Source organism: Castellaniella sp. WN (assembly GCF_054457555.1).
The window spans coordinates 1,018,769-1,036,216 of sequence record NZ_JBTKZC010000001.1 but is presented as its reverse complement, the minus strand read 5'-3'; the positions used below and the strand labels follow the sequence as shown (position 1 = coordinate 1,036,216).

Genomic DNA, 17,448 nt, shown 5'->3' with positions numbered 1-17,448 from the left:
GTTGTAATTCTGTGAAAGCCGCGTCGTTACTGCGTTTCGATCAAAAAGCAGGGGTCAAACTGTCGAACTCAGGGGTGCAAGCGGTCGGTTTCGATCAGCAGCAGCAGAAGGATCCGGGACTTGAGGGCGTCCAGGAATCCGGAGAACAAGATGTCCCCCTTTTTTGCCGCCAGTATCGGCAACCAGCCTTCGTCCGGATACGAGAAGCTCTCCGTGACGCGCGAAGCGATGACGATGGGGATTCTGGCGGCCGCCGCTTCTATGGCGGGATGCCAGCCACTTGGCACATGTCCCGTACCGAAACCGGCGATCACGAGCCCGTCGTAACGATATGCCGTCATCGATTCGATCAGGTCCGGGCCGCCGTCCATTGAGGCGTGAAGAATTCCGACACGTTTCTCGAATTTCCCGGGAACGGGGATGGCGAGACGTTCCGGCGCGCTACGCCAGAACCGCACGTGTGGCCCCCGTATCGATCCGCAAGGTCCCGCGTTGGCTGACTGAAAGGCCCCAGGTCCGGTGCTGCGTCCCTTGCGGACCCAGCGCCCCTCGTGAATCTCTTCGTTCAAAACGACCAGCACGCCGCGGCACTCGGCCTCGGGGTTGGCCGCCAGGAACAAGGCGTCCCGCAAATTTCTGAAGCCGTCCGGCCCGATTTCCGAGGCGCACCGCATGGCGCCGGTCATGATGAGCGGCTGTGGTTTGTCCCATAACAGATCGAGAAAGAACGCCGACTCTTCCAGTGTGTCCGTTCCCTGGATCAGGACGATCCCGTCGGCACCGTTCCTGATTTCCTCGTCGGCCCCCCGAGTTCGACAGTTAGAACCGCAACTCATTGATTTATAAAGAAGCGCCTTAAAAACGCTCCATTACAGATTAACGAAGGCCTCAGTTGCTGTGAGCTTTCCAACCTGCAGGCTCTTCAGGATGGCCGCCTGTTCGGCATCGATCGTCGAGATGCCCGTGATGGATTTGCCGCCCGGCAGCACGACCCGGTGGGTCTGGATGCGACGCAGAATCGACAAGGCGCGCTCGGGCGAGACCACGTCGGCCACGGGCTGTTCGCGCAGCCGCATGCGTATGACCCGTTGCAACACCAAGGCAATAAAGCAGATCATGGCGTGTGCCCGGATGCGATCGGGGCGTCGGTGGTAGACGGGTCCGATCTCAATTTCGGACTTGAGCACCTTGAAGCCCCGCTCGATGTCGGCCAGGGATTTGTAGCGGCTAATCACATCGGCTGGCGCCAGATCGCAGACGTTGGTGATCAGTAGCAGCTTGCCATCCATGGCGCGTGCCAGGGCCAGCGCCTTTTCATTGACCTGGTAGGTGAAGAGCTCACTTTTAAGGTCTACCCGGATGATGCGTGCGAGATGCGCTTCGCAGACCGCGTGATAGAACCGGGCGCGCGCGCCACCATCGGAGAGCTTGCGGCCTTTGCCGCGTACCCCAGCATCCTGGGCGTCCAGTTTGCCGACCCACTGGGCGGCCTGGGCTTCGAGCGCTGCAATTTTCTGATCGCGCTGGGCCGTTTGTTCGGCAGCCCGGTACCGATCATGGGCAACAACCAACCGCAGCCCTTGCCACGCCTGTTCGCCCACGATCTCGGGGCTGTCGCTCTCGATAGCCGCTTGGTTGATCGGTTCGAGCAGCTCGGCAAACTCGTTGTACCGTCGGCCGGGGACCGCCAGAATGAATTCCAACGGCTGGCCATTGGGCAGGCGCATGGCTTGCAAGTCTGCGAGGTTGTCAATCGACAGCAGCCCTCGATCGGCGACGGCGATTACCCGGCGCACCGGGAAGCGATCCATGACCTTTTGCAGCGAGGCCTTCAGCGTCCCCACTTCGGCCGTATTGCCTTCAAAGATCTCGTGATAGAGCGGGATGCCTTCAGCGGTTTGCACCAGCCCCAGCATGAACTGACGGGCAATGATGCCTTCCTTGGACTTGCCAAACTGGCGAATGTCATCCGTTTGCTCAGAGAGCCCTTCGGCACGAATCGTGGTCATGTCGTAGAAGACCACCGACAATTCTTCACTTACCAAGGGTTTGACGGCTGCGACCAGCGCCTGATCGATGACGGCCTGGTGCTCCACCATCGCGTCCATGGTGCGCAGCAATTGCTGGTGCTCAACCGATGCCAGATCGGTATCGGGAAAGCTGACGGTCTGTAGCCAGCGCAGGGTCCCAAGCTTTGAATCGGCATCGCTCAGGCGATTAAAGACCATGACGCGCAGTAGCGCCTCCAGGTCGATTTTGTGGCGGGTGCGCTGGCGCAGCACCTGACGCAGGCGATCCAGGCCCAGCTGCTTCCAGATCTGAGTCAGTGCCCAAAGGTCCCCGATGGCTCGTGAAGAATCGAAGCGGGCGGTGCCATCATCAAGCGCTGGTGAAGGCTCTATGCCCAGGATGCGCGCCAGGCCTTCGTGCAGGGACTTGATGGAATCACCCATCTGGTCCAAACGGCCAAGTGTCGCCACAGTGCGCTGCTTGGGGCACCCAGCGTCGTCGCGGTAGGCCTCCACGAGCTGCACATAGCGGCGGGGGCCTGACTTGGTGACTTTGATAAACATGCCATTACTATAATCACATATACACAGTATAGTCAATGCGCAATTATGATAACGTGCCATTACAAAATTATCGTTGTAATTCTGTGAAAGCCGCGTCGTTACTGCGTTTCGATCAAAAAGCAGGGGTCAAACTGTCGAACTCAGGCGGCCCAGCCCAAAAAATCCGCCAGCAGCCGAAAACCGATCTCCGGGCTTTCCAGCAAGGCAATGGACTTGGCGCGAATGATCAGCGCATCGGCTGGTTTCAGGGCTCCGGCCAGTAAATCCTCCACAGGCAGCATGTCAGCCTCGAGTTCCACGGAGCTGATGGTGCCTCCCAGTGATCCGACAGCCACGGTCCGTGGCCGCCGAGTGCTGTATTTCGCGGGAATAGGACACATGATCGTGTTTCCAGAGTTGATGGCATCGGCTCCCCCGGGAGAGGGACCGAGCCGCCGGTGGTCGTCCTCAATTGGTTTCCAGTAGATCCACGACTTCCCCGGTCGGGCCAACCTCGAATGTCGAGCCGATGACCAGCGAACATTCCTCGACTTCCAGCACCGGAGCGCGATGCAGTGGATCGATCACGGAGGCTCCGGTAAAAAATGGTGCCCCTTCGCCCGTCCAGAGGTCTCCGCCGTAGGCTCTCGATTTCAGTTTGACCACTTGAATCATGTCCGGGCGCTTGCTCGAATCCATGCTTTCGACGATCCGCACGCCCAGACGTTCAAATGATCTTTCCTTCATTTCCCCCTTGAAATGGTCCGGGCGAAATACGCACGTGGCAAGCACGATCCCTTCGGGTCTTTCCACCCTGGCCGAAACCAGCGGTCCGGCCCTGCTCAAAGTCACCTTGCCGTCCACCTTGGGTATTCCCAGGGGGTGTCCTGCCGCAACCGCTGTCGTCGTGGTTTCCACTTGCCGAATGTCGTACATGAGCCTCTGGCCCTTGTATTCCACCTCGACCGCGAGCGTGGCCGCGTGGTAGTTTCCCACATGGCTCATTCCGTACTTGCCGACTCCAAAAACGACCAGGGGGCGGCTTTCGATCTTGAAAACCTCGGGGATCATGGTCGCCAGTACGTTTCCATCACTTCTGTATTTGCACAACAGTATGTCGCAATCCCGATGCACCCAGCCACCATCTTCGTTGATATGGTACAGATGATTATCCAGCGGCAGCGAGGCGAAGCCCCCGATCGAACCTATTCCTATCGTTCCGCTAATCATTTCGCGAGTCTCCGTATTCATGAGGATTTTCAATAGAGTCGTGATCTGCCTGTCATCGCCTCCGTTGTTGCCCGCTCAGGCCGGTTGTTCCGGAATCTGGTGATCCATATATGCGTTGAAGCGTCTCAGGAAACAACGTAGCCGCTCGGTCTTCGGTGCCTCGAAAATATGCTCCGGCAGACCTTCTTCCACGATTTCCCCGGCATCCATGAAAAGCACCCTGTGTGAAACGTCTTTCGCGAATTGCATTTCATGAGTCACGATGATCATGGTGACACCTTCTCGCGCAAGATCGGTCATGACCTTCAGTACCTCTCCCACCAACTCGGGATCCAGGGCTGACGTGACCTCGTCGAACAACAGGACTTTGGGTTTCATCGCCAGGGTGCGTGCGATGCCGACGCGCTGTTTCTGCCCTCCCGACAGGTTGGCGGGATACGCATCCGCCTTACCGGACAGGCCGACTTTTTCCAGCAGTTCGTGGGCCAGCGTGTTGGCGTCATGGCGCGTCATGCCCCGAACCAACCGGGGACCCAGCGTGATGTTGTCCAGCACGGTCATATGAGAAAATAAATTGAAATTCTGGAAAACCATCCCGATCTCGGCTCGATGGGCGGCGATTTCCTTATCCGACTGGCGCTTTCTGACGCCATCCCTGTCTTGGTATCCGACCGGGGCGCCTTCGAGGGAGATCCAGCCTGCTTCGTACTCCTCCAATAAGGTGATGCATTGCAGGAGCGTCGATTTGCCGGAGCCGCTGGGGCCGATGATCGATACGACCTCTCCTGCGCGCAGTGCGAAGCTCATGTCGTTCAACACGGTATGGCCATCGTAGCGTTTTACCAGATTGCGGATGGTCAGTATGTTCTCGCTATTCGACATATTGGATAACTCCTTCGAAAGATCCCGGCTTTCCTGTTTGGAAGGAAATTGCTTTCATTGATCTCGTGCATCCGCCGTCCGGGGAGCAGGTCTTGGGTAGAGTCATGGCTGCTGCGTCAGACCAGTATGTTCTTGTATCTTCTCTCCAGGACCCGGGCCAGGATTCCCAGGGGGTAGCAGATAATAAAATAAATGAGCATGACACCGAAAAAAATCTGGAAGGCCGCCAATGTCCTTTGCACGATCTCGATGCTCGCATAAGTCAGTTCCCAGACGCCAACGATGGAGACATAGGAAGTCGCCTTGATCGTGATGATCGCGTTATTGATGAGGGATGGTATCGCCAGGCTGAAGGCTTGAGGCAGCTCGATGCGGAAGAACAGTTGCCACCATCTCAATCCCAGACTGCGTCCGGCCGCCACCTGCCCGGCGTCGATTGTTCTCAATGCGCCTCTGACGTAATCGGTGACGTAGGCGGCGGAGTAGAGGATCAAGGCGGCACTGACCCCGACGATGGCGGGGATGTCGAATCCGATGAAAGCAAGTCCAAAATAGGACAGGAACATCAGAACCAGTTCAGGGATGCCGCGGAAAACGAAGACGTAGATGGCGATGGGGGCGCGCAACCATCCCGGACCCAGAAATGAAGCCGCGCCCAGGAAAAAACCGAGTATGTTGCTCAGCAGTATGCATACCACGGACAGTGCCAATGTCACGACGGCGCCCTGCAATAGATACGGAAAGTTGCTCCACAATACAGTCATGTCGTTTCCCTATACCTTCGGTTTCATGCGGCTTTCCAATAGACGTGCCGCCAGCCCCAGGGCCGTCGTGATGAACAGGTACATGATGCTGATGGCCAGAAATATTCCGGCGGTGCTTGCGCTGCGCTCGGCGATCATCTTGGCGGTGAGCGTGAGTTCCGCCACGCCGATGGCCGCCAGCAGGGAAGTGTCCTTGGCCAAGTAAATGACTTGATTGCCCAATGGCGCCATGGCCTTGTAAAAGGCTTGAGGCAAAATGATCCTCACCGCGACTTGGTAATCGAGGAGCCCGACGGAACGGCCGCCCGCCCACTGTCCCTTGGGTACGGCCAGAATCGCGCCTCGGAATACCTCCGCCAGAAACGCGCCGTGTTGCAGCATGATGGTCAATACGCCGCACCATAGGGCCGATATTCTGACGCCGAGCAAGGGGAGTCCGAAATAAAGCAGGTATATCTGTATCAATAACGGGGTGTACCGCACGAATGCGATATACGCCAGCGCGGGCCTTCTGAAAAGCGCGTTCGGCGACATGCGGGGTATCGTAAGCAGCAGGCCCCACAGTACGGCCAGCAAAGCTCCCAGCAAGGCCGCCTGCATCGTGATGCTGAATGCTGACAATAAATCCGGCAAACGCTGTACGAGGTAGCGGTACTGAACGATTGATGAACCCATTCTCACACCTACGATATGGCGGTGATCGTTTGATCACCCTGAAAGCAGGCAGCCGGCTTCGATGATATGTTTTGTCCGACGAATTTCACGACGCATCGAAACGAGCCTTGCGGGTGAAGTCCTCAGTGCGCCTTGCGCTGCCTGTTTCCATCGTTCATCGTCTGGATGCGTGCCGGCTCATCCACACACCCCGAGCCATGGCATCCAGGACTCGTGGCCTATTTCCTGGTTCCAGCAAGCTTGGCCATCGGATTCAGATTGATCGGTTCTTCTCCGAACCACTTCCGGTAGATCTGCGCGTACTCGTGAAACAGAGAGCCGCCGCGCATCTCTCCCACCATCATGTCCAGGTAGTACCACCACGCGAAATCCCCCTGCTTCATGAAGACGGAGTTCTGGGTGGGGTCGGTGACCCAGCCGATTATCTTGTGATTCGCATGCTCTTTGCTGTAGTACATGGCCACCGGGTAATCGATGATCATGGCATCCGCCCGCCCGGATGCCACCGCCGCGAACTGTCCGGCGGTGCTGTCGAAGGTCAGTTGGTTCGCTTTTGGAAAATTCCGGTCCGCGGCATCTTTTTCCACGGGTGCCGTCAGGAGCGCGACGGTGTATTTACTGTTGTTCAGGTCATCCATGGACTGGATGCCGGTCTTGCCGTTGGCCACGACCACCATACCGGATTCCTGATACGGCCTCGTGAATGCGACGTTCAACAATCTGTCTGGATAGATGGTCGTCACCTGGACGCCGAAGTCGACCTTGCCGCTTTGAACGTTGGCCCAGCGGGCGGAAAAAGACTGCTTGACGAACTCGATGCTTTCCTTTCCCCCGAAGAGGGATCTGGCAATCAGCTTCGCAATGTCGATGTCGAAACCGACCAGTTCTCCTTTTTCGTTGATGAACCCGAACGGAGGCGCTTCGCTGGAAACCCCGACGATGACTTTACCGCGTTCCTGCACCGTATTCAGAAGAGATTTATCCTGTGCCATCACATTGCTTGTGACGACCAGGAGAAGGGCGGTAAGAACCAAGAAGTAGTTTTTCAGTTTGACGAGCATTTCTGTCTCCAAGATATTGATATGGACAACGAAGAGAAGTCATTCAATCCTGCCTGATGCCGATGATGCCTGTAAAAGGCTACTTGTACATGTAGCCGCCGTTCACATAAAGAGTCTGTCCCGTGACGAATCCGGACATCTCCTCATCCGCCAGATAGAGCGCCGTGCCGACCAGAGATTCCGGCGTCGCCTGGACGCGCAGAGCCTGCCGTTCGATGATCATGTCCCTCTGGCTGTCCGACTCGGTTTCCTTTTGAATCTCCGTTTGCATTCCATAGGGGCTGATTGCGTTGACGGTGATTCCATACGCGCCGAGCTCGGTGGCCAGCCCTCGGGTCATCCCGTTGACGGCGGCTTTGGAGGCCACGTAATGCAGATAATTCGGTCTGCCGTCGTCGGCGACCCCGGAGGACATATTGATGATTCTTCCTGATTTCTGCTGGATCATGATTCCGCTGATTTCCTTGCAGCACAGGAAGACTCCCCGCACGTTGACGGCGAAGAGTCTGTCCCATTCCTCAGTGGGAATTTGATGGAACGGTTTCATTTTCAGCGAAGAAAACATGGCTGCATTGTTGATCAGAACGTCGATCCTCCCGTAGTTTTGCATGACATTGTTTTTAAGCGAAATCACGTCCTCCGCCGAGGAAATATCGACCGAGGCCGGCAGGCAATCGTATCCGCGTTGCCGCAGCGCGGTGGCGTGTTTTTCGGCGGTCTCCATATTGATATCCGCAATGACGACGCGTGCGCCGTGCGTAGCGAATGCGGTGGCGTAGACGGCGCCGATACCTTGACCGGCACCAGTGATGATCACAACCTTATCTTTAATCGACATGCCATCTCCAAATCAAGGCCAGCGGGGAAATATCAGGCACGATTGCCTGTCAGTCAGCGTATGACGAACGGATTTCCGGTTTTGGCTCCGGAATTGATCCACACTGTTTTCGTTTCCAGAAAATCATAGATTGCATCTTTGCCGCTTTCACGCCCCAGTCCGGAGTCTTTGCAGCCGCCGAATGGCGCCATGAAACTGATGACCCGGTAGGTATTGATCCATACCATGCCGGTGCGCAATCCTTCCGCCATGCGCAAAGCTCGTTGCATGTCCCGCGTCCATACCGCCGAGGCAAGCCCGAAGCGTGTGTCGTTGGCGATATCGAGCGCTTCGGCTTCGGTATCGAACCGGATGATCGACAGGACGGGGCCGAAAATTTCTTCTTGCGCGATACGCATGTCATTGCGTACGTCCGTGAAGATCGTCGGGTGGACGAACCAGCCGTTCTCGCATCCACTGGGGGGGGGCTTGTCGTCTCCACCCAAAAGAATCTTGGCGCCTTCCTGTTTGCCGATCTCGATGTAAAGGCGGACTTTGGCCAGTTGATCTTCCGTCGTGACCGGCCCGACCTGCGTGCCCGCATCCATGGGGTTCCCCATTTTCGCCGAGCCTGCGATTGCCACCAGTTTCTTGACGAATGAGTCATAGATGCTGTTCTGTACCAGAAGCCGGGAACCGGCGATGCAGGTCTGTCCGGTAGCCGCGAAAATCCCGGATATGGCGCCGAAAACGGCCTCTTCCAGATCGGCATCTTCAAAAACGATATTCGGAGATTTGCCTCCCAGCTCCATGGTGGTGCGTTTCAGATTTTTGGCGGCCAGTTCGTTGATGATCCTGCCGGTCACGTCCGAGCCGGTGAAACAGACCTTCGCGATCAGCGGGTGTTCGACCAGGGCCTTGCCGACGGTTTTCCCATAACCCGTCACGACATTGAAGACGCCGGGCGGGAAGCCGGCCTCTTCGAAGAGTTTGGCGAACTCCAGGGTGGATATGGACGTGAATTCCGAGGGCTTGGCGACGATCGTGCAGCCGGCGGCGAGCGCCGGCGCGATCTTCCATGCCAGCAGCAACAGGGGGGAATTCCAGGGCGTGATCGTGGCGACGACACCGACCGGTTCTTTGCGGGTGAATGCGAAGTATCCCTTTTTATCCAGGGGCAGTGTATCGCCATGGACCTTGTCCGCCAGTCCTCCGAAGTAGTAGAACCATTGCGGAATGTATTGGACCTGCCCTTGCATCTCCGCCAGCAGCTTGCCGTTGTCGCGGACTTCGAGCTGAGCCAGATGCGCGGCGTCTCTGGCAATCAGGTCGCCCAGTTTATACAGCAACGCGCCACGCTGAGTGGCCGTCAGTTGGGACCAGGGTCCATGCGAAAATGCCTCGTGCGCGGCCTGGACCGCGATGTCCACATCAGTCTCATCGCCATGGGGAACCTGAGCCCATGCGCTGCCGGTATAGGGATTTTTGGTATCGAACCAGGTTCCGTCATTCGGCTCATGGGGCGAGCCGTTGATGTACATGGGATATTTCCGCATATCGATGATCTCCATAATTCAGTCATAAATCATTTTGAACATATGCTTGAAACTGGACCGCCGGGGCATGGCCTTCAAGTCAGTGCGAAAGCGGCGATCTTCTGATGGGGCGCATGCGCGATGAAGATGGCGCGAACGCTCCGTCCGATCAATGATTCGCCTTCCGTCGGCGCGCCGGGCATCTGCCCGTACAGACAGGGGCCTTCGTCGAGCGCGATCGCCGCGAAGACATAGGGGGCTTCGCCGTTGAAGGCGTCGTGATGCGTGCGGCGGACGGTAGTGTGCGAGATCACTTGGCCGTTGCCGCTCACTTCTTTCCAGGCCAGAGCGTCCGCATGGCAAAAGGGGCAGCAGACGCGAGGGTAGAACACGTACTGGCCGCAGGCGCCGCAGTGCTGCACCATGAGCTTTCCCGCATTGCAGCCTTTCCAGAACGGTTCGTTCAGCACTGTGATGCGAGGTTGTGGTTTGAGCATGGCGTTCTCCTTATGGCTCGGCTCGTTCCAGAATGGCGGCGCTCGAACTCAGCCCGCGGCCATAGGCGACCATGCCGTAACCGGAGACGACACCGCGCCGGCATTGGATTTGCCGTTCGCCCGCCCGACCCAGAAGTTGGGTGACGGCTTCGTACACGCCGATCATGCCGCCGCTGGCGCCCGCCTGGCCCGCCGAGAGCTGGCCGCCGCCCGTGTTGACGGGAAAGTCTCCGCGCGTGGTCAGATCATGCTCTCGCACGAACTTGTGCGCCGTGCCGGGCGCGCAAATGCCCAGCCCTTCGAGCTGGATGAAGGACATGACCGGGTAGTCGTCATAGACCTGCGCGAAATCCAGTTGTTGCGGCGTGATGCCCGCGCGCTTATACAGGCGATCCCGGAGGCCCAGCCAGCCGCCAGGAATTTCATAGGGATCGTTGGCCGGGTAGTTGTGCACTTCCTCGGCGGCCAGGATGCGAACCGATGGACCCTTGAGTCCGCCGGCGATTTTTTCGGAGGCGAGGACGATGGCGTCGCCCCCGATGCAGGGCATCACGCAGTCGTAGAGACGCAGCGGGTCGGCGATTGGTTTGGCATTGAGATAGTCATCCATGGTGAGGGCCCGCTTGAAGAGCGCGTTGGGGTTGCGCAGGCCGTTCTCGCGCAGCGCGATGCAGAAACGGCCGAAGTCCTCACGGGTGGCCCCGTGGCGTTCCATGTACAGGCGCGTGTGCAATGCAAACATGCCGTTCGCGCCGCCGAAGCCCTGGGGAGACATAAACTCTTTGATGGAGCCGTTGAAGTGATCCAGGGTTTCGTTGTGCGCGGCCACGTCGAACGAGTCCGCGGCGACGATCACGGCCACGTCGCACGCCCCGTCGCGGATGGCGCGTGCCGCGTGCGTCATGCCGATGATTCCGCTGGCTCCACCGTAAAGCCCCTGGAACATGAAGCGGGTTTCCAGTCCGAAGTGCTCGGCGACGGTCGGCGCGTTGTCGGGCGGCAGCAGAAAGCAGGTGACGGCCAGGCCGTCGACCGAACTCCAGGGCAGGCCTGCGCTTTCGAGCGCTGCGGTGCCCGCTTCGTACATCAGCCGCTGCAGCGTGCGGTCGGACTTTTTGGCGTAGGTGGCCTGGCCCGCGCCGACAATGCGTACCCCATCGAACATCGTGCTCATTTCAGATGACTCCCTCTGCCCGCAGGTGGTTGAATTCGTCTTCGCTCAGGCCTAGTGTTTCCATGAAAACGGCCCGGTTGTCCGCACCCAGATGACGGCCCGAGTGGCGCACCCGACCCGGGGTTTCGATGAATCGAGGCACGACGCTTTGCATGCGGACCGAGCCGAAGTCGTCGTCCTGCACATTCACGATGTTCTGGCGTGCCTGGTAGTGCGGATCTTTGACGATGTCGCGGATGTCATAGACCGGTCCGGCGACGACTTCGGCCCGGTCGAACAGGGCCATCGCATCGGCGCAGTCGTGCTGGCCGAACCATCGGGCGATGATGGTGTCCAGCTCCACGTCGTTGTCGCAGCGCAGCGAGTTGGTCAGGAAGCGGGGGTCGGTGATCAGTTCCGGCAGGCCCAGCGCCTGGGCCAGACGTTCGAACGTGCGTTGCGAACTGGCGGAAATGCCGATCCAGCGGCCGTCGCGTGTCTGGTACGTGTTGCGTGGCGAGTCTTCCGCTAGCCTGTTGCCGATACGTTCCTTCACGATGCCGAGTTGATCGAAGCCGATGACCTGCGATTCGACCAGACGGAACAGTGGCTCATACAGGCTGACGTCGATTTCCTGGCCGCGGCCGGTGCCGTGGTCCCGGTTGTAGATGGCGAACATGGCGGACATGGCGGCGAATGTGGAGGCTACCGAGTCGGCCATGGGAAAGCCGGGCAATGTAGGTGGCCGGTCTGGTGGGCCGGTAAAGGAAGGGATACCGGAAAATGCCTCGGCGATCGTGCCGTAGCCGCCGCGTTTGGAGTAGGGACCGGTCTGTCCGAAGCCGGAAACACGGACCATGATCAACTTGGGGTTGATTTTGGACAAGGTGTCGTAGCTCAGGCCCCAGCGTTCAAAGGTGCCCGGGCGGTAGTTCTCGATCAGGATGTCGGTGTTGCGGACCAGTTCCAGGAAGAGTTCACGGCCTTGCGGCTTTGAAAGCGTGAGCGTGACCAGCCGCTTATTGCGCGCAATGACCTTCCACCAGAGTGACAGGCCATTTTTCATAGGCGCCCAGTGCCGCATCGAGTCGCCTGTGTCGGGCAGTTCGAGCTTGATGACGTCGGCGCCGAAGTCTGCCAGTTGCGTGGCGGCCAACGGGCCGGCGATCATATTGCCGGCGTCTATGACACGTAATCCAACCAGTGGACCGGATCGTTTTTCGTTGTCTTCGGCGCTTTCAGGCGAGGTGATATCTTGAGAAGTCGGCATGGCGCTGTCTGTCTTAGGGCAAGTTGTTAACGTTGCATTTCCATTAAATGGAAATTAAAATTCCATTTTTTAAGATTATCGATGGGGTTGGTATGGAGAACAATCAGGGTAATTCCGTAGGAGACAAGCCGTTTGACCGTCTTTTGAATGTGCTCGAGGTCGTGGCTCATGCCGAGCAGGCCCTCACACTGTCTGAGATTGCGCTGGCCTGTGATCTGCCTGTGGCCACGGTGCATCGACTCGTGGCGCAGTTGGAAGAGCGGCGTCTGCTCAAACGTCTTCCTGGCTCCAAGAAGCTGCTCGTCGGCCTGGCGCTCGTCCAGCTCGGCGGCGCAGCCGTGCAGTCGGCATTGCGCTCGGATCTGCAGCATCAGATTCTTTTTTCGCTGGCCACTCGCATCGGCGAGCACTGCCAGATAGGTCAACGCGTAGGCAACGAGATTGTCTACATGGATGCGGCCTCTTCAGTACGGTCGGTGGGCTTGCGCTTTGAGCCGGGCAAGCGCTCACCCATGCATTGCGCATCCATTGGCAAGCTGTTTCTCGCTGAAATGAGCGATACGCAGCTCGAATGGTGGTTGTCGCACACTGAGCGGACCGTGGAAACGCCTAACACCATCGTGGATTCCAGGAAACTGCGCCATGTCGTGGAGCAGGTTCGCCGCGACCAGTGGGCGATGAGCAATGAAGAAGTCATCCCTGGGGTCGTGGGTTGTGCCGTTCCGATTCGGGATGGGCGCGGCAGATTACTGGCCGGTCTGGGTATCGCGGTTCCGACGGCGCGAGTGCCCTATGGACAGCTTGTCCAATTCCGTGCGCCCATGGAGGTAGCCGCTCGTGAGATATCGGAAGCGCTTTTTCTGTCCGGGCAGGAATGAATTGAGCGGGCCATTCAGCGACGGCTCTCTGGTGGCGCGGTCTGACGAATCCGAACCGCTTGCAAGCGGTGAGGTGGACAAGCAATGCAGCATGGCCAGCCCGGGCGCCGAAGGTAAGGATCGGAATTAGCCAGACAGGACACTAGGTTACGGCTCAGACCTCGCCCCGCACCTATCCCTTCTGCGCTTCAGTTCCGCCTGTGCAGGGCCAGGTGGCAGGCGCCGCCCAGCACCAGTCCCCAGAAGGCGCTGCCGATCCCCAGCAGGCTCATGCCCGACGCGGTGACCAGGAAGGTCACCAGCGCGGCGTCGCGGTGTTCGGGCGCCTGCAGTGCGTCGTGGATGCCGCTGCCCAGGGTGCCCAGCAGGGCCAGCCCCGCGATGGCGGCGACCAGTTCGTGCGGGAAGGCGGCGAACAGGGCCACGACCGTGGCGCCGAAGATTCCCGTGAACAAGTAGAAAATGCCCGCCCAGACCGAGGCTTTGTAGCGTTGCGTGGCGTCCGGATCGGCTTCGGGACTCATGCAGATGGCGGCCGTGATGGCGGCCAGGTTGAAGGCGAAGCCGCCGAAGGGTGCCAGCACGATGCCCGTCGCTCCCGTCCAGGAGATCAGCGGCGAGGCGGGCACGCGCGCGTAGCCGTTGGCGCGCAGCACGGCCAGGCCCGGAACGTTCTGGGAGGTCATGGTGACGATGAACAGCGGCAGGGCCACGCCCACGAAGGTCGAGAGCGAGAATTCGGGCGGCATCCAGACCGGCCGGGCGGGCGTCCAGTCGAGCCCGTCCAGAGGCAGGCCACCCTGCAGAGCGGCGCAGGCGATCCCGGCGGCCAGGGCCAGGGGGATGGCGTAGCGCGGCAGAGCGCGCCGGGCCAGCAGGAAAGCGATCAGCATCACGCCTACCAGCAGCGGGCGGCCCTGCATGGAGACGAACAGGTCCATGCCGAAGCGCAGCAGGATCCCGGCGAGCATCGCCGAGGCCAGGTGCCGGGGCACCCAGTCCATGATTTTCTGGAACCAGCCCGTGACCCCGCACAGCGTGATCAGGACCGAGCAGGCCAGAAAGGCGCCGATGGACTGAGCCAGGCCGATGTCGCCCAGGCTGGTCGCCAGCAGGGCGGCCCCGGGGGTGGACCAGGCCGTCAGCACGGGGGCGCGCCAAGCCAGCGCCAGGCCGACGCAGGTGACACCCATGCCGATGCCCAGAGCCCACATCCACGAGGCCAGCTGGGCTCCCTGTGCCCCGGCGGCGCTGGCCGCCTGGAACACGATGGCGACGGAACTGGTGTAGCCGACCAGGACGGCAATGAAGCCAGCCGAGATGTGCGAGATCCGGAGCCAGCCAGCGATTCCCGCGGCCGTCGCGCGTGCGGTCGCGCGTGCGGTCATGATGCCCTCCTGGAGCCGCCGGACGCGCTCACGGTGCGGCCTGGGTGATGCTGTGCGCCCAGGTGAACGCCTGTTGGACCAGGGGGTCGAGCTGCTCGGCGGTGACGCCCAGTTCGCGCAGCAGGGGGGCGGGATCTTCCTCCGTGTCGCGGTCCGAGGGGAAGATCAGCGTGGCCAGGCGCAGGTCCGGGCCCAGGGCGCCTTCGCGCCGCAGCAGGGCGTCGCGCACCGGGACGTCGACATGGACCTGGGCCAGCAGGTCCTGCATGGTACCGTGGAACATCTGGTCCATGATGGACAGTATCCCGGTGGTGAAGGCGGCCTCCGCGCGCACGGTCTGCTCGGGATGGAGCAGGGTGGACAGGGCCTCCATCAAATGCGCTCGTGCGCTGGCCTGGAGCAGGATGGGCGACAGGTAGCCCGCCGGCCGGCCGGCCTCGGTGTACATCAGGACCTGTATCCAGCGCTGTAGCTGCCGGCGGCCCAGCAGCATGATGGCCTGGTTCAGGGATTCGACTTCCTGGCTCAGGCCGAAGGCCGGAGTATTGACCATGTCCAGCAGCGTCTTGACCAGCTCGGGATCCTGCTGCAGGCAGGCCTGGATTTCCGGCGCCTCGCCTTCGCCCATGATCAGGGTGACCAGTCGCAGCAGGGTCTTCTGGCGCGGCGTGAGGGACGTCGCGGGCACCAGGTCGGTGGGCCAGCGCCCCTGGAACAGGGTGAAGCCCAGCAGCATGAAATTGTCGTGCGCCGCCTTGTCGGGCGTGTTCACGGCCATCAGTTGCCGACCCGCCTGCTTGTGCTGGAAGCTCTGGCGGAAGATGTCGGCCTTGGAGCTCAGCCCGGGGTCGAAGCGCACGATCTTGCAGAAAGGCAGGAGCGCCTCGCGGCCGGGCTGGGCCGCGAGGTCGCCGCGGATGGAGAATTTCGTGCCACCGTGAGCCAGGCTCTGCAGCGTCTGGATCAGTTCCGGCGTGATCTCTGTCGTTTCAGGGAATTCGAGGTAGGTGCGGTGGCGCGGCAGCATGTGCACGAAGGCATTCTGCAGCAGGTCCGGGGTGCCGTCGATCCAGTGCGGAGAGTAGGCGAAGAAGGCGCTGGCGCCATGCGTGCGCGCGGTTTCGATCAGGGCGGCACCGGTGTCCATGTCCGGCTCCTGCGGTTCGGCCCACAGGACGCGCAGCCGGTAGCCGGCCAGCCCCCGGTTCTGGTCCAGGATCGGCTCGCGACGGATCAGGCGGGGCGGCGGAGGCGCGGGCGCGTCGGCCGCGGCGTCCGTGATCGGGTCGGTCGTCAGGGTAGGTTCCATAGAATCTCCTTTTGGCGCCTGCGATGTCTTCCGCGAGGACGCGGTCGCGTGCAGGGGCGGTCCTGTCTTGATCTTGAAACGGCTGTCTTGTCTTGTTACTTGCGCTTGCCGCAAGGGCGTCCGGCCGGCGGCGTATCCGCGCACGGGCGAGTGCCGCCCAGCATTGTACTGTGCCCATCGCCCGGGGTCAGCACCGATCCGCGTTCTTTCCAGCGCGGCGCGTCGTTCCGGTCCCGGGGCCGGACGCCGGAGGCGTGGTCTACAATCGGAACATCGTTCCGCCGGAGAAACTCATGCCTGGATTGCTGCCCGATGTCGACCCCGAGGGTCTGCTGGAATATTCGGTGGTCTATACCGACCGTGCCCTGAACCACATGTCCTCGTCGTTCCAGCAGGTGATGCGCGATATTTCGCGTACCCTCAAGTCGGTGTACGGGGCACATTCGGCCATCGTGGTGCCGGGCAGCGGCACCTTCGGCATGGAGGCCGTGGCGCGCCAGTTCGCCACCGGCCGGCGCTGCCTGGTGATCCGCAACGGCTGGTTCAGCTATCGCTGGAGTCAGATATTCGAGACCGGCCGCATCCCGTCCGAGGAACGCGTGCTCAAGGCCCGTCCGATCGAATCCGGATCCCAGCCCTTCTTCGAGCCGCCGCCGGTGGCCGAAGTCGTCGCGGCGATCCGCGAATTCAAGCCGGATGTTGTATTCGCCGCTCACGTGGAAACGGCGTCGGGCATCATGCTGCCGGACGACTATATCCGCCGGGTGGCCGACGCCGCGCACGAGGCGGGCGGCCTGTTCGTGCTGGACTGCATCGCCTCGGGGACAATGTGGGTGGATATGAGGGACGTGCATGCGGATGTGCTGATCTCGGCGCCGCAAAAGGGCTGGACTTCGTCGGCCTGCTGCGGCCTGGTGATGCTGGGCGAGACCGCCCGCCGGCGCATCGAGACCACGCAGAGCACCAGTTTCGCCTGCGATCTGCGCAAGTGGCTGGGCATCATGGAAGCCTACGAAAAGGGCGGCCACGCTTACTACACCACCCTGCCCACGGATTCCCTGACCGTGCTGCGCGATGTGATGGCCGAAACCGGGGCCTATGGCTATGACCGGGTCAAGGCCGAGCAGCGGCAACTGGGCGAGGCCGTGCGCGCGCTGCTGCGCGAACACGGCTTCAAGAGTGTCGCGGCGCCCGGCTTCGAGGCTCCCGGTGTGGTGGTCAGCTACACCACCGATGACGGCATTCATACGACGCGCAAGTTCGCCGAGGCCGGGCTGCAGGCCGCCGCCGGCGTGCCGCTGGCCTGCGACGAGCCCGACGGCTTCAAGACCTTTCGCATCGGCCTGTTCGGTCTGGACAAGCTGCACAATGTCCAGCGCACCGTGGACACTCTGGCCGGAGCGTTGGACCGGATCCGGGCATAGCACCCGGACTTCC

The 17,448-nt window shown here is 60.6% G+C and carries 17 protein-coding genes; 2 read left to right on the top strand and 15 right to left on the bottom strand.

Annotation, left to right across the window (positions count from 1 at the left end; translation table 11 throughout):
* Positions 1-68: 68 nt before the first annotated feature.
* The 13 genes from ACTPOE_RS04740 to ACTPOE_RS04680 form a co-directional block, all read right to left on the bottom strand.
* Entirely contained in the window at positions 69-836 is a 768-nt protein-coding gene (locus ACTPOE_RS04740; RefSeq protein ID WP_458871074.1) for an asparaginase, read from the bottom strand.
* Between the two features lie 33 nt (positions 837-869).
* Positions 870-2,573 (bottom strand): IS1634 family transposase, encoded by a 1,704-nt coding sequence (locus tag ACTPOE_RS04735; protein ID WP_458870344.1) that lies wholly within the window; start codon positions 2,571-2,573, stop codon positions 870-872.
* Positions 2,574-2,713: 140 nt separating this feature from the next.
* The gene (locus tag ACTPOE_RS04730; RefSeq protein WP_458871073.1) at positions 2,714-2,872 is read right to left on the bottom strand and encodes a hypothetical protein; all 159 of its coding nucleotides are present in this window, start codon (positions 2,870-2,872) and stop codon (positions 2,714-2,716) included.
* 148 nt (positions 2,873-3,020) lie between these two features.
* Positions 3,021-3,803, bottom strand: coding sequence for an acetoacetate decarboxylase family protein (locus ACTPOE_RS04725; RefSeq protein ID WP_458871072.1), 783 nt, complete (start codon positions 3,801-3,803; stop codon positions 3,021-3,023).
* Between the two features lie 54 nt (positions 3,804-3,857).
* Positions 3,858-4,664, bottom strand: coding sequence for an amino acid ABC transporter ATP-binding protein (locus tag ACTPOE_RS04720; protein WP_458871071.1), 807 nt, complete (start codon positions 4,662-4,664; stop codon positions 3,858-3,860).
* Positions 4,665-4,780: 116 nt separating this feature from the next.
* The gene (locus ACTPOE_RS04715; protein WP_458871070.1) at positions 4,781-5,428 is read right to left on the bottom strand and encodes an amino acid ABC transporter permease; all 648 of its coding nucleotides are present in this window, start codon (positions 5,426-5,428) and stop codon (positions 4,781-4,783) included.
* Positions 5,429-5,437: 9 nt separating this feature from the next.
* Positions 5,438-6,103: an amino acid ABC transporter permease gene (locus tag ACTPOE_RS04710; protein WP_458871069.1), complete on the bottom strand. Its 666-nt coding sequence runs from the start codon at positions 6,101-6,103 to the stop codon at positions 5,438-5,440.
* Between the two features lie 218 nt (positions 6,104-6,321).
* Complete coding sequence (locus ACTPOE_RS04705; protein WP_458871068.1) at positions 6,322-7,164, bottom strand: transporter substrate-binding domain-containing protein; 843 nt, start codon at positions 7,162-7,164, stop codon at positions 6,322-6,324.
* Positions 7,165-7,243: 79 nt separating this feature from the next.
* Positions 7,244-8,002 carry an SDR family NAD(P)-dependent oxidoreductase gene (locus ACTPOE_RS04700; RefSeq protein WP_458871067.1) on the bottom strand — a complete coding sequence of 253 codons (759 nt, stop codon included), beginning with the start codon at positions 8,000-8,002 and terminating at the stop codon, positions 7,244-7,246.
* 53 nt (positions 8,003-8,055) lie between these two features.
* The gene (locus ACTPOE_RS04695; RefSeq protein ID WP_458872757.1) at positions 8,056-9,537 is read right to left on the bottom strand and encodes an aldehyde dehydrogenase; all 1,482 of its coding nucleotides are present in this window, start codon (positions 9,535-9,537) and stop codon (positions 8,056-8,058) included.
* A gap of 74 nt (positions 9,538-9,611) precedes the next feature.
* The gene (locus ACTPOE_RS04690) at positions 9,612-10,013 is read right to left on the bottom strand and encodes a Zn-ribbon domain-containing OB-fold protein (RefSeq protein ID WP_458871066.1); all 402 of its coding nucleotides are present in this window, start codon (positions 10,011-10,013) and stop codon (positions 9,612-9,614) included.
* 10 nt (positions 10,014-10,023) lie between these two features.
* Positions 10,024-11,187 carry a thiolase family protein gene (locus ACTPOE_RS04685; protein WP_458871065.1) on the bottom strand — a complete coding sequence of 388 codons (1,164 nt, stop codon included), beginning with the start codon at positions 11,185-11,187 and terminating at the stop codon, positions 10,024-10,026.
* A gap of 1 nt (position 11,188) precedes the next feature.
* Positions 11,189-12,436 (bottom strand): CaiB/BaiF CoA transferase family protein, encoded by a 1,248-nt coding sequence (locus tag ACTPOE_RS04680; protein ID WP_458871064.1) that lies wholly within the window; start codon positions 12,434-12,436, stop codon positions 11,189-11,191.
* 47 nt (positions 12,437-12,483) lie between these two features.
* On the opposite strand from ACTPOE_RS04680, the gene ACTPOE_RS04675 reads away from it, so the two are divergent.
* Positions 12,484-13,314 (top strand): IclR family transcriptional regulator, encoded by an 831-nt coding sequence (locus ACTPOE_RS04675; protein WP_458871063.1) that lies wholly within the window; start codon positions 12,484-12,486, stop codon positions 13,312-13,314.
* 188 nt (positions 13,315-13,502) lie between these two features.
* Here the strand turns inward: ACTPOE_RS04675 and ACTPOE_RS04670 are convergent, their stop codons facing one another.
* Together ACTPOE_RS04670 and ACTPOE_RS04665 are read right to left on the bottom strand one after the other, a co-directional pair.
* Positions 13,503-14,702: a benzoate/H(+) symporter BenE family transporter gene (locus ACTPOE_RS04670; protein ID WP_458871062.1), complete on the bottom strand. Its 1,200-nt coding sequence runs from the start codon at positions 14,700-14,702 to the stop codon at positions 13,503-13,505.
* 28 nt (positions 14,703-14,730) lie between these two features.
* Positions 14,731-16,011 (bottom strand): EAL and HDOD domain-containing protein, encoded by a 1,281-nt coding sequence (locus ACTPOE_RS04665; protein WP_458871061.1) that lies wholly within the window; start codon positions 16,009-16,011, stop codon positions 14,731-14,733.
* Positions 16,012-16,304: 293 nt separating this feature from the next.
* Here ACTPOE_RS04665 and ACTPOE_RS04660 point away from each other — a divergent pair, with 293 nt between their 5' ends.
* The gene (locus ACTPOE_RS04660; RefSeq protein WP_458871060.1) at positions 16,305-17,435 is read left to right on the top strand and encodes an aminotransferase class V-fold PLP-dependent enzyme; all 1,131 of its coding nucleotides are present in this window, start codon (positions 16,305-16,307) and stop codon (positions 17,433-17,435) included.
* The last annotated feature ends 13 nt before the right edge of the window (positions 17,436-17,448 follow it).

Excerpts from the sequence above, each read along its gene's own strand:
- ACTPOE_RS04715 (WP_458871070.1), bottom strand. The coding sequence starts at position 5,428 with ATGACTGTATTGTGGAGCAACTTTCCGTATCTATTGCAGGGCGCCGTC.
- ACTPOE_RS04670 (WP_458871062.1), bottom strand. The coding sequence starts at position 14,702 with ATGACCGCACGCGCGACCGCACGCGCGACGGCCGCGGGAATCGCTGGC.
- ACTPOE_RS04690 (WP_458871066.1), bottom strand. The coding sequence starts at position 10,013 with ATGCTCAAACCACAACCTCGCATCACAGTGCTGAACGAACCGTTCTGG.
- ACTPOE_RS04720 (WP_458871071.1), bottom strand. The coding sequence starts at position 4,664 with ATGTCGAATAGCGAGAACATACTGACCATCCGCAATCTGGTAAAACGC.
- ACTPOE_RS04725 (WP_458871072.1), bottom strand. The coding sequence starts at position 3,803 with ATGAATACGGAGACTCGCGAAATGATTAGCGGAACGATAGGAATAGGT.
- ACTPOE_RS04695 (WP_458872757.1), bottom strand. The coding sequence starts at position 9,537 with ATGCGGAAATATCCCATGTACATCAACGGCTCGCCCCATGAGCCGAAT.
- ACTPOE_RS04710 (WP_458871069.1), bottom strand. The coding sequence starts at position 6,103 with ATGGGTTCATCAATCGTTCAGTACCGCTACCTCGTACAGCGTTTGCCG.
- ACTPOE_RS04700 (WP_458871067.1), bottom strand. The coding sequence starts at position 8,002 with ATGTCGATTAAAGATAAGGTTGTGATCATCACTGGTGCCGGTCAAGGT.
- ACTPOE_RS04665 (WP_458871061.1), bottom strand. The coding sequence starts at position 16,011 with ATGGAACCTACCCTGACGACCGACCCGATCACGGACGCCGCGGCCGAC.
- ACTPOE_RS04680 (WP_458871064.1), bottom strand. The coding sequence starts at position 12,436 with ATGCCGACTTCTCAAGATATCACCTCGCCTGAAAGCGCCGAAGACAAC.
- ACTPOE_RS04740 (WP_458871074.1), bottom strand. The coding sequence starts at position 836 with ATGAGTTGCGGTTCTAACTGTCGAACTCGGGGGGCCGACGAGGAAATC.
- ACTPOE_RS04660 (WP_458871060.1), top strand. The coding sequence starts at position 16,305 with ATGCCTGGATTGCTGCCCGATGTCGACCCCGAGGGTCTGCTGGAATAT.
- ACTPOE_RS04685 (WP_458871065.1), bottom strand. The coding sequence starts at position 11,187 with ATGAGCACGATGTTCGATGGGGTACGCATTGTCGGCGCGGGCCAGGCC.
- ACTPOE_RS04705 (WP_458871068.1), bottom strand. The coding sequence starts at position 7,164 with ATGCTCGTCAAACTGAAAAACTACTTCTTGGTTCTTACCGCCCTTCTC.
- ACTPOE_RS04675 (WP_458871063.1), top strand. The coding sequence starts at position 12,484 with ATGGAAATTAAAATTCCATTTTTTAAGATTATCGATGGGGTTGGTATG.
- ACTPOE_RS04735 (WP_458870344.1), bottom strand. The coding sequence starts at position 2,573 with ATGTTTATCAAAGTCACCAAGTCAGGCCCCCGCCGCTATGTGCAGCTC.